This window comes from Acinetobacter sp. B-6 (genome assembly GCF_056930735.1).
Genome location: NZ_JBXPBY010000010.1, coordinates 56952 through 69204 on the forward strand (window position 1 = coordinate 56952; position 12253 = coordinate 69204).

General features: G+C 35.8%; 10 protein-coding genes. 4 read left to right on the forward strand and 6 right to left on the reverse strand.

Annotation, left to right across the window (positions count from 1 at the left end; all coding sequences use genetic code 11):
* The first annotated feature begins 34 nt into the window (after positions 1–34).
* The 3 genes from AC1Z3T_RS13270 (at position 35) to AC1Z3T_RS13280 (ending at position 3059) form a co-directional block, all read left to right on the forward strand.
* Entirely contained in the window at positions 35–805 is a 771-nt protein-coding gene (locus AC1Z3T_RS13270; RefSeq protein WP_046761446.1) for a tRNA threonylcarbamoyladenosine dehydratase, read from the forward strand.
* A 558-nt stretch (positions 806–1363) separates the two neighbouring features.
* Positions 1364–2473: a DUF695 domain-containing protein gene (locus AC1Z3T_RS13275; protein ID WP_100884514.1), complete on the forward strand. Its 1110-nt coding sequence runs from the start codon at positions 1364–1366 to the stop codon at positions 2471–2473.
* A gap of 76 nt (positions 2474–2549) precedes the next feature.
* Positions 2550–3059, forward strand: coding sequence for a hypothetical protein (locus AC1Z3T_RS13280; protein ID WP_100884515.1), 510 nt, complete (start codon positions 2550–2552; stop codon positions 3057–3059).
* 176 nt (positions 3060–3235) lie between these two features.
* Here the strand turns inward: AC1Z3T_RS13280 and AC1Z3T_RS13285 are convergent, their stop codons facing one another.
* Complete coding sequence (locus AC1Z3T_RS13285) at positions 3236–3373, reverse strand: hypothetical protein (RefSeq protein ID WP_004827656.1); 138 nt, start codon at positions 3371–3373, stop codon at positions 3236–3238.
* 101 nt (positions 3374–3474) lie between these two features.
* Here AC1Z3T_RS13285 and AC1Z3T_RS13290 point away from each other — a divergent pair, with 101 nt between their 5' ends.
* Positions 3475–4365, forward strand: a complete 891-nt coding sequence (locus AC1Z3T_RS13290; RefSeq protein WP_100884516.1) for a LysR family transcriptional regulator — start codon at positions 3475–3477, stop codon at positions 4363–4365.
* 75 nt (positions 4366–4440) lie between these two features.
* On the opposite strand, the gene dusA is transcribed toward AC1Z3T_RS13290, so the two are convergent.
* The 5 genes from dusA to AC1Z3T_RS13315 form a co-directional block, all read right to left on the reverse strand.
* Complete coding sequence (dusA, locus tag AC1Z3T_RS13295; protein WP_100884517.1) at positions 4441–5445, reverse strand: tRNA dihydrouridine(20/20a) synthase DusA; 1005 nt, start codon at positions 5443–5445, stop codon at positions 4441–4443.
* Between the two features lie 459 nt (positions 5446–5904).
* On the reverse strand, positions 5905–7146 hold the full coding sequence (locus AC1Z3T_RS13300; protein WP_483396685.1) for a hypothetical protein: 1242 nt from the start codon (positions 7144–7146) through the stop codon (positions 5905–5907).
* A 146-nt stretch (positions 7147–7292) separates the two neighbouring features.
* On the reverse strand, positions 7293–8801 hold the full coding sequence (locus AC1Z3T_RS13305; RefSeq protein WP_483396696.1) for a BCCT family transporter: 1509 nt from the start codon (positions 8799–8801) through the stop codon (positions 7293–7295).
* Positions 8802–9142: 341 nt separating this feature from the next.
* Entirely contained in the window at positions 9143–10663 is a 1521-nt protein-coding gene (locus tag AC1Z3T_RS13310) for an HAL/PAL/TAL family ammonia-lyase (protein ID WP_100884520.1), read from the reverse strand.
* 759 nt (positions 10664–11422) lie between these two features.
* Positions 11423–12145, reverse strand: a complete 723-nt coding sequence (locus AC1Z3T_RS13315; protein WP_004818986.1) for a FadR/GntR family transcriptional regulator — start codon at positions 12143–12145, stop codon at positions 11423–11425.
* Positions 12146–12253 lie beyond the last annotated feature (108 nt).

Genomic DNA, 12253 nt, shown 5'->3' on the forward strand with positions numbered 1-12253 from the left:
AAAATAATGCGGTATTTTTGAGTTGATGCTGAACATGACTGACCATTCTACTGATGATGAATATGAACGCCGTTTTGCTGGTGTTGCCAAGATTTATGGAGACGATGCGTTTAGTCATTATGAAAAAAGTCATGTGATGGTGATTGGCATAGGTGGGGTTGGTTCATGGGCTGTGGAAGCCTTAGCCAGAACGGGTGTTGGAGAGCTAACACTGGTCGATATGGATTCAGTCGCTGCTTCAAATATCAACCGCCAATTGCCCGCGATGAGTTCAACTTTAGGGATGGAAAAGATTGAAGTCATGGCTGAACGTTGCCGTTCGATCAATCCACGAATCAAGATCAATTTGATAGATGATTATCTCAGCCCTGAAAATGTCAAAGAAATTTTAGAAAAGACTCCTGATATTATTTTAGACTGCATCGATGATGTAAAAGCAAAATTTGCACTGATGTTGCATTGTCGTTTTAATAAAATTCCCCTGATTGTTTCAGGTGGGGCAGGTGGTAAGTTAGACCCTTTAAAAATCCGTGTTGCTGACTTATCTAAAACAGAACAAGATCCTATGCTTGCAAAATTACGTAGTCAGTTACGTGCCAAAGGTATTTGTAAAAAGCCAAAAGAAAAGTTCGGTATTACATGTGTTTATTCGATAGATAATCCATTTTCCAGTGCAGATGTATGTGCAAGTGCAGGTTTGCGCTGTGGTGGTTATGGCTCGGCTGTAGTGGTAACTTCTAGTTTTGCGATGGTTGCTGTTGCAGAAGTATTAAAAAAATTGGATCGTATTCGACCAATAAAGTAATTACGTGAGTTTGATAAAAATTCTTGATGAAAGATTATATCGTTAAACTGGCTGATTATTCATACGAGTGATTTCGATGATTCATTTATTTCGCCCTTTTGAATCATAGATGGTCTTGCTATCGAGAGGCGACATGGATGTCGCCGTTGGGTGGAGGTTCAGGACGTACTTCTCACCCAACGAAAGATTTTTGTCACTTTTCATCTCTGAAAAGTGAGGCATTGCCTTCGCAAAAGAATTTAAACTTTAGAAGTAAAGCGTGGCAGTGCAAGCTTTAGATCATCAAACAATCTATTGATTGCTTTCATTTTATTGATCAAGAGAAATGAAATGCTATAGATAGTTGCGCTTGCGGAGCTCCGCTCCTCATCCTAAAATTGCATGAAAACTCAGCAAGACTCCGCAGATATTTATGATTTTTCAATTGTTTGAAGATTTGATTGCATCGAACTCAGGTTAATTGTTAATTTTGCTTCATTATTGCTTGAGCACATTTAAAAACGAGATGAATTGAGTTAAATTAACCTGATTCATAAGCAATAATAGAGAATAATCAAAATGAACTTTTTTAAGAAACTATTTGGCAATAAACAACAAGCTACACAAAGTAATCAAAACCGTTATGCTGAATTTTGGCAATGGTTTCAGCAACATCAACAGCATTTTCATCGAATTGTCGATGAGATGAATCGAGACACGATTGAACAAGATTTTTTTGATCGATTATCGCCTGAATTAGCCAAAGTACATGCTGGGATTTTTTTTCTTACCGGAATGTCTGATCCAGAAACTGCTGAGTTGATACTGACGCCAGATGGAGTGATTGCTAATATTATATTTGTTGAGGAACTGGTGGCTGCTGCACCAGAAATTGCGGGCTGGAAATTTACCGCATTGAAACCCGCAAGTGACATTCATCAAACCAGTATTGCGATGCATGGACATGAATTTAGTCAAGACACCTTATCTTTTTATTTAAGAGATCATGCAGAATATCCAGATGAAATTGATTTAGTCGTTGCGCATGATCAATATAATGAAGAGCAAAAAGGTGAATTTTTACAAGCAGTTTATATTTTCTTAGATAATTATTTGGGTGAATACGATGCAATCACCAAACTGGATCAGGTGTCTGTTCAGTCAAAGCAAGATGCTGAAAAAGAATTGATGCCTATTGGCAATTTAAAAAATATTTTAATTTTAAAAAATAGTGAAATCTCGCGTTTAGATAAAGTCACACGTTCCAATACAGATGAAGATGAATATATTAGCCTGCAAGGAGAAACGAATGAGGGTTTGCCACTCATTGCAGTTCTAAACAGTACTTTGCTGGATTGGGATCAAAAAGCCTCACATCCATGGATGATGATTATTGAAATTAGCTACGATGGTCAAAACTCGAGTGGTATGCCACCAGCCCAAGTCTATGAGCAACTTGAAAATATAGAACAAGCACTATTGGCTGAGCTAAAAGATGTCGACGGTTATTTAAATATTGGTCGTGAAACAGGCGATCATTTAAGAACCATGTATTTCGCGTGTAAGGATTTTAGAAAACCGTCCAAAGTGATTGATCAAATTATTGAAAAGAATCACAAAGACTTCGACATCAATGTAAGTATTTTTAAAGATAAGTATTGGCGTAGTCTGAATAAATTTGGTCGATAAATTAAATATTTATGCGCTGAAATACTGATGACAGCGGTTTCAGGTTTAATCTATAAAATATGGATGTTGAATAACCATGTTTAGATGGGTAAATCATTTACAATTTAATCTTGGTCAGATCATACTGTTCATCTTGGTGATCATGGGTATAGGGTACGGTTGTTATGCAACTGTTCTCCACTTTCAAGCAGCCAGCCAGTTGAATGAAGCGCGTAAAGCAATGGATGATATCAGGCTAGTGCTGATTTGGTCAGTCAAGCAGCAGCCGAATGCTGTGGTAAAAACATGTAATTTTAACAATATACAACATGTGATCAAGCAAGATGAATTGAAGAGAATGAATCAACTACTCAATTGGAATCTAAATATTGTGCAGCAAACACAATATGTTGAGCATATAAAAGTGTATGCAATGAATGATTTACACACATGTATGATCAAAGCCTATTTTAAAAATGATCATTTTGTGAGTGAACACCTTGCTGGCAAGTATATTGCCTATCAATATGATCTAAAAAATAACAAAACAGAATGTTTGACTGATATAGAAAAGTATTCTTTAGTGAAATCCTGTACACGTTTATAGGATAACATGCCCAGTACTATTGATATGAATACATATCAAAGTTGTTTATAAATCTAAATCAAATCATGTCTGTTCTGATGGATGCTCTACTCATCGATGGTTGAATTTGAATAAGGATTTATCAGTATTCACAAACGATAAGCACTTGAGTTGCTACTTTAATAACGATGGTCAGTTTAGTCTTGTAAATAAATAAACGCTGATGGTTCGACTGCTTGCCCTGTTTGTGCAGAGATAAAACGATCAAAGCAACTCAATAAAAGAAAAATGCCAACGATACTGATAAAAATCAGGATTTGCTTAGAAATACTCATCGTTTTTCTGCCTAGATACTTTACTTAAATTCAGTCTAGTGATGTTTTTAAATCTAATCTAATATAGAAAAAAGCATGATTGATCTAATTTTGAGATGAATATGGCAACACTCAAGCAATTTAATTATTTGATTAGAATCGTTGAAGAAGGCGGGTTTATTGCGGCAGCAGAAAAATTATTTATCGCTCAGTCAGCATTAAGTCGGCAGATCAAACTATTAGAAGAGGAAATTGGATTTGAAATTTTTGATCGCAGTGACAAAAAAATAAAATTGACCAAAGCTGGGCAGTTTTTCTATTTGCAAGTGAAAAACAATTTGTTAAACCTCAATCATATTATTGAAAATGCAAGAGAAATCTCAAACGGTCTACACCGTTTAATTAAAGTCGCACACTCAAGCACCATCAGCATGAGTTTAGAAAAAGTTCAGTTATTTGATCAAGTCGCTAAACAACAAAGTATTAATTTTGAAATTAATAATTTATCTTCTGAGGATCAGGTCCTTGAATTATTGAAAGGCAATATTGATATTGGGTTTTTTCGCCCACCGATTCTAAATAGTATGGATGGATTAAGCGCTGTTCAATTATATGATGAACCTCTATATGTTGCTGTTCATCAAGATCATCATTTAGCAAAAGCAACTACGGTCAAAATTCAACAATTAGAAGATGAAGACTTTGTGTCAACACCTCATGCAGAACGTGGTGGGCTGAGCTATTTGGTGTCTAATATTTGTTTAAGTGCTGGTTTTGCACCTAAAAAAGCCCGAGTTCAATCTCGAAAAGTTTCGCAATTGCAATTGGTTGCTGCAAATATAGGGATTTGTATCGTTCCTGCTGAATTCAAAAATATAGTGCCTGAGCAAGTCAGGTTGATTGCTTTGGATATTGAACAGGTTCGCTCTGATGTTTTTATGGCATGGAACAGTCATGCTGATGATGCAGTGGTGAAATGCGCCAAAGAATTAGTCAAATGCTTTCAACAGTGAGCATTGATAAACGATGTACTTGAACAGCACATCGTTTAATATGAACTTAATTTTTGATGATTGTGATCAGTTGAATTAAACAGATTGCTCTCGAATATAGTCTTCAGTCCGTTTCATTGCTTCTTTAATATTGACAATAGCATGTTCAACATCAGCAAATGTTTTGGCATTGCCACCACTTAAAGCTTGACGCCATTTACGAGCACCCGGCAGGTTTTGAAATAACCCGAGAATGTGACGGGTAATAATTGACAACGGTGCGCCTTCTTGCATCCGTTTGGCAATGTAAGGCAACATTTGATCCATAATTTCAAAGCGATCAGGTAAATCTAAATTCCAAAGCTGTCCCAACTCTGCCAATAGATATGGATTATGATAAGCTTCACGACCAATCATGACCCCATCGACATGTTTTAAATGTTCCTGAGTTTCAGCAAAGGTTTTAACCCCACCATTGATTTCGATCAGCAACTCAGGACGATCTTGTTTTAAGCGATATACATCTTCATAACGGAGTGGGGGAATGTCTCGATTTTCTTTTGGTGACAAGCCTTGAAGTAATGCAATACGTGCATGCACAATAAAGTTATTGCATCCAGTTTTTGCTACAGTATCGACAAAATTTAGCATTTCATCATAAGATTGCATGTCATCAATCCCGATTCGATGTTTTACCGTGACGGGTATATCAACGGCATTACGCATTTCAGCGATACACTCAGCGACTAAATCTGGTTCAGCCATCAGGCAGGCGCCAATTTTGTTATTTTGCACGCGGTCGCTTGGACAGCCCACATTTAAATTGATTTCATCATAGCCCCAGTCTTGCGCCATTTTGCTACAGGAGGCAAGTTCTTTTGGGTTTGAGCCACCGAGTTGTAGAACAATTGGATGTTCTTCATGGTTATAGTCCAAATGACGATTTGCCCCACCATAGATAATGGCACCTGTGGTGACCATTTCTGTATACAGAATGATGTTTGGATTAAACAAACGTGCAAAAAAACGATAGTCACGAGTTGTCCAATCCATCATCGGAGCGACCGAAATACGGGGAGTTAGAGATTGGAGCTCAGACATAAAGTAAACCTGAAAAGATGAAAAAAGCAGAGTGCGGATTATACGTGCTTTATTTTAAAATCTATAGTCATATTCAAAAGATAGAATTTGTAAAATAAATTAACGTCATGATGTTGCTAAGTATTCTTAAACTAAAAAATGAGATTTGGCGTTCTTAATTCAAAATTTATCAATTTGGCACAAACACATCAAAAATCAAATAGATTAACTCATTGAATATTTTGATTTAAGAAAAAGGGGCAGGTGTTTGGAGCCTATCTCACAAGCATTCTGTAATAATATGAACGATCACTGTGATCTATATAAAGTACCAGTTTTAGTCAGTAAAAGAGAAAGTAGGCTAATTGCGTATTTTCTCTTTTTTGATGTTAAAAATTTCAAATCTTGTCAGACGAGTCTAATGATTAAGTGGATTTATATTAGAGATAAAATAATGATATTCATCAGAGCTACCTATACTTAAAAATAATAACCAATATTAACATTGACTTGATTTTCCCATTGATTGCTTCCACCTGCTGCAAGACTCTGACTATAACTACTTCCGCCGATATATGGGCTATTTTTTCCAAATAGCCATTCCGTAGCAATATATAGGTTTTTCTTATAGGTAAATGCTGAGCCGAATACCCATTGATGGGAGTCTAAAAATGCTTTTTTTGACTTGTCATATAAGCTGTAATGCATATATACATTGAAATCATTAATATCTTTTACATTAAATTCGGGGATTTTATAGTTTAAATCTAAACTGTAGAGTCTCCCTTCATTGGCGACATTGAAAGTTCCATCATAGGCGCCAAAAGTAGTTTGATCGTAAGGAGTATCAATATGATTGAACAAGCCGACGAACTTCAGACCTAAACGACCTTTGTTTATACCATAATGCAAAGCATAGATGCTTCTATACCCATCTTTATCTTCAGTCAGTTTTGACTTCAATTGAGCATAATATCCAGATATACCATAATTGGATGACCAATTTTCATACTGCTTAGAATAGTTATAATGTAAGGCAACTGCATCTTGTTCTTTATAAGAGGTACCATTGTCTAGATTTTTATCGGCAGGGATAATTTGATTAGAATAATAAGCACCTTGACTTGTTCCTTTTCCTTTCCAAGGATTGGTTGCATAGTAAGCTGCATAAATATCGTAATTGTCTTGCTTATAATGATATTTAGCGCCTACACGATATAAGTCTTCAATTCCTGCGATATAAGCCAGCGACTCAATAACGGTACTGGTGTAATAGGGTTGAAGACCAATAGGAACTTGATTTAAACCGACTTGAACTGATTGTTGTGAATCTACCGTATATTCAAGATACGCTTTTTTAGTGAAGTTAATATCGCCAATATGCTCTGTATAGTCATAGGTATATGCTCCACCTAAAAATCGATGCTCTATGTGACCAGAGAGTTGGTCATAATAAAAATCAAGTTTCACTATGGCAGTATCAAAACTTAACTTTCGAATATCTCGATCTGGATCATAATCAAAGCGCATACGTATAGCTCCACCAAGTTCTAAACGGTTTTGGATGGTATGTGTCTTATCCGCTATTTCGTCAGCATAACTTGGCGCATTCATCAGTGTGAATGTACAAAACAAGATAAGGGCTGAAAAAGTTTTAAATTGAAGTATCTGAGTAGATAAAACACAGCTCATCAATGCTGATATATTTAATAAAGTTTGCATATTTCATCCTTGAATATATTAGATCTGCCTTTGAATGACAAAACTTATCTTCTCGGTAAATCGAGTGTTCTTTAAATTATACTTTTTAATTTTAAGAGCAGTTTTTCCCGACTAAATCCAGTTTAGTCGGGAGAGGGAATATCTACCTACTCAACAGGTTTGTCATAGAAAAAAGTTTTAATAATTGAAAGCAGTTGCAGCATAAAGATAAATAGCACACAGAAGCCGCCACATACAGCTAAATATTTAATGCCATCAATTCCTTGACTACCACCGCCGAATGCGCTCATGATGATTGCAATCGAGCCAATCAAAACACCCCAGATAATACGTTGATAAGATGGTGCTTCCTCACCGATAGGGACATTTTTGCTACACATACCTGCGATTGTCGTCGTAATACTGTTGGCAGCAACAGCTGAAGAAAACAATGTTAAAACAAGGATTAGCGGTACAATGACAATACCTAATTTAAATGGGAGGTGTTGTAAGAAAGCCCATAGCCCCGAGACTGCACCATTATCCTTAATAATTTGAACTAAATCTAATGCTCCACTTTGTTGTAGATAAAGGGATGTGCCTCCCCAAACTGAAAACCAAATAAGGGCAAAACAAGAAGGTAGAATCCAGTTAACGATGATGAATTCTTTCAAGGTGCGTCCATACGCTATTAGTGCTAAGAACATTCCCATCAATGGTGCATAAGCAACCCATACCGCCCAATCAAACAAAGTCCACCACTGGGTTAAGGCTGGACCGCCAATATCAATTGGATCAAGACCCCAGAGAAAAAAGTTATCTAACCAAATCGCCATACCTGCGGTGGATGATCTGAGGATATAAAATGTTGGACCAGTGATAAATAATAAAATAAGTAGGAAATATAAAACTTTAGACTTGATACTTGCTAAAACTTTAAAACCTTTATCTAGTCCTAAATAAGAGGAAAAGGTAAAAAGGAAAGTGGTCAATGCACCCAAAAATATCCATAAAATTGTGGTTGCATGGTATCCGTAAGCAACTTTTAAACCAGTTACAACAACAGTTAAGCCTGTACCTAGACCAGATGCTAAGCTTAAAATAATAGCCATCGTTGCAAGAACATCAATAATATCTGCAATAATCCGATTCTGCGCGTATTTTCCCAGTAATGGTTCCAGAGTTGCTGCAATGGATAAGCCTCTTTTCTTGTTGTAGTACATATAAGCAGCGATTAAACCTGATAGGGTGTACATTGAATAAGGAATAAAACCCCAATTATAAAATACACGATCAAGACTCCAAATAGCAGCTTGATGTGTGAGTGGTTCCACACCAACCTGATTCAGTTCGCCATAAACGTTCCCAAAATAAATAATGGGTTCGTTAACGCCATAGGTAATTAGCCCTGTTGCAACACCACTACTTAGTGCCATTGCGAACCATCTTCCAAAACTAGTGCTTGCTTTAGCGTCTTTTCCTCCAATACGGATATGTCCATACCGTGATATCAGTAAGATTCCAACCAAGATAAGCGAAATCATTGAAATCCATTGGTATAGCCAGCCAAAGTTTTGGAGAGACCAGTTAAAAAAATCCTTTGTTAAACTGATCAAAAAATTACTATGTAAGATGCCAATAATCACTGAAGAAGAAATTAATAAAAATAAGGGAATAAAGACTCCCTAACGTATAGTTTTAATCTCTTGAGAAACATTTTCCATATACTCATCCTTTTGTATTTGGTGGAAATCAATTCAATACATGTCAGCAGTTAATCTATGTATTGATTGTTTTTTACTCAGATTAAACATTACATGCTTTAGCATGTATATACAACTAAAATTTTAAATTTAACTCATTGTTTTTTATTGAATTAAAATAATTTGAATGAGCGGGGCTGTGACCAAATTAAATGAATAAATGGCTAGATATTTTTTGAGCTTTGATATTTTTTCTACGATTGAAACTAGAATAATAATTGCATTTAAATATAAAATTTGAATGCTTTCATTATTTAATCTAATTTTTCAATTTTATCTTCAATCATTTTTAAAAGTACGCCATCGTGAATCATTCCTTTGATTTCATTAATAAAGCTGTAAAAATAGGTATCTTTATCTGAGATTTTGATACGTTTTTCTAAGGCTAGAATAACTGCCTGCATTGGAGGGCTTCGTCTTTTATTTTTTGGTAAAAAATGATGAGCGTAATAACCTGATAATAATTCAATGGCTAGAATATATTCCAACTTATCAACTATCGATATCGCTTTTTTTGCAGCGTTGTAACCCATTGCGACATAGTCTTCTTGGTTACCACATGTGGGAGTATTATCAATCGTTGAAGGGTGAGATAGAATACGCATATCATTTAAAAGCGCAGCTTGGGTGTATTGTGGGATCATCAATCCTGAATTTAAGCCAGGTTTTTGAATGAGGAAATAGGCAAATCCAGATAGGTGTCCATCAATTAAACGATTGTTCCTACGTTCAGACATCTTCGCTAAATTTGTTGCTGCAATTGCCGCTGTATCCATTGCTATGCCAACATAAGATGAGTCAGGATTACAGGCAGAAATGACTTCTTGCTGGTTTTGATCATGCCAAATGATCGGATTATCGCAACAAGCATTCATTTCAATTTCGATTGTGATTAATGCATCATTCAGAACTTTTTTTACAGCACCATGAAGTTGAGGTATGCATCTGAGCGAAAGTGCATCTTGTAATTTTGTAGGATGTCTGAGTTGAGCCAATTCTGAATCTTTCAATAAACGTCGAATATTAGATGCAGTTTGTGCTTGCTCTGGGTGAGGGCGTACATTCATTACCCGTTCATCAAAAGCAATTAGAATTCCTTCAAGTGACTCTAGGCTTAGAGCTGCAATAATATCAGCAGATTTAGCAGCATTTTGCATATCATACAGTGCTAAAGCAGCAAGAGCAGTGGTTGAGGTTGTGCCAGAAATTAATGCTAAACCTTCTTTGGCTTGTAATTTAATAGGTCGTATATTTTCCTCATTGAGTACTTCTTGAGCCGAACGCAATTCTCCATTTTTATAAAGTTTCCCTCGTCCTGTTAGTGTAAGTGCCAAATGCGCCTCGGGAGCTAAGTAGCCAACGGATCCTTCTCTCGGCATCCACGGAATTAAATTTAAGTTTAAAAATAAACGAATTTGATCTAATACTTCAAAACGTACACCACTATAACCTTGCCCTAAGTTTTGTAGAATCATCAGCATACAGGCACGAACTTGTTCTTGGTTTAGGGGGTCACCCACAGAAACAGCATGTGATAAAATTAAATTTTCTTGTAATTCTGCTGTTTGTTGTGGCGATATTTTTTCTGAACAGAGCGCACCAAAACCTGTGGTAATTCCATACATAGGTTCATCTGTTGACATCATGATATCTAGGACGCTACGTGATTTTTTTACACGTGCAACATAGTTTTCTGAGAATTCAAGTTGGGTCTTAAAACGAGCAACTTGAATAAATGTGTTGAGATCAATTTTGTCACCTAATTGAATGTTCATTGTTTCATCCTGATACGTTGTTTTCTGCCTGTAATCCCTGCATTTTCTTTTTAGAATGTTAGAGAAAAGCATTTCCATCGCTTTTCATTAAGGGAATTTACTTCCCAACATAACATAATGTATTTACTTGTATAGACATATTTATACTAGATTAAATTTAATTTTAAAAACATTTTTAATATTTTTTATACAAGACAGCTAAAATTTTATTTAATTCAGTAGATGTTGAAGATTGAGAGCCGCTATTGTTACTAGAACTATTTCATAATGCTGTTCCAGCTTCATGATTTACAGTTTGTGAATTTACAGGTCCATTTGGAGTAGAAATTGTATTAATCATTGCCAAATGTTTGAATCCAAACATTACAAACGAACTTATTCCTTCATTTCAAATTCACAACATATAAAGTGTGACCTCGACAAAAGCGAATAAAATTAGAATTTTCTAATAGAAAACTCCTCACAAGTTGATGATGTTATTCAAGTTGCTCAGTATTTGATAAATTGCGAATCTGCATGGATGAAACAGTCAGAATTGATACAGACTTAACTGATATACTTCACCTTATAGCCAGATAAAAACAACAGCCTTAAATATCCCACAATTCAGATTTTTATAGTCATATATAAATACTTCAATCTTTTTTAAGATTGATTCATGGACTTGTATTAAGGCGTTGTTACAATAACAAGCCGCACGTTAGCACTTTCCCAGAAGTACCCAACATTAGCTTAGTACCACAAAAACATACATTTAACCTAAACCTTCCTTGAAAAGATATTGATGACATTCTGCAAATGTTTTTGCATGGCTTTATATGCCGCTGCTCCATCTTGGCTCTGGATTGCTGCCATGATTTCTTGATGTTCATGCTGAGATCTTAATGGCATATCTTCAGGGGTATATAAACTACGCATACGACTGAACAGCTCGGTATATTGTTTCCCGAGCAAATATTTCAGAAAAAAAGAAAAAGCGCTATTTTGACTCGCTTCAGCAATACGAATATGAAATAAACGATCACCAATATGCTCGCTAGAATGTTCCAGATTATCTCGAACATTCATAAAAAATGCTTCTTTAATCTCTTCTAATTGTTCATCCGTACGATGCTTTGCTGCCAGTTCTGCAAGATAGGGCTCAATCTGCAAACGGGCTTCTAAGACTTCAAATGGCGTAACCGCGGAATCTTCTTTTAAATGAGGAATCAGCAAAGGATGTATATTGGTATTAAAACCCGTTTGTTCTAAATCCTGATCTTGTTGATCTTTAATGACATAGACACCACTCCCCAGTTTTACTTCAACAATTCCATTCACTTCAAGCGCAATGATTGCTTCACGTACTGAGGTACGACTTACACCTAACTGCTGCGCAAGATCTCGTTCAGGCGGTAACTTTGAACCTAACTGATAAATTCCATTCTTTATATCATCTTGAATCTTATTAAAGATATTTTGATAGAGACGAGTTTGAGTCATAAATTTCAACTTTTACAAAAATTGGTCTTGCCAAAACACTTTTGATCAATTAAATTGACTAGACCAATTAATTGGTCTAGTCAATTTGGCGTTTACCATAGTATAAAG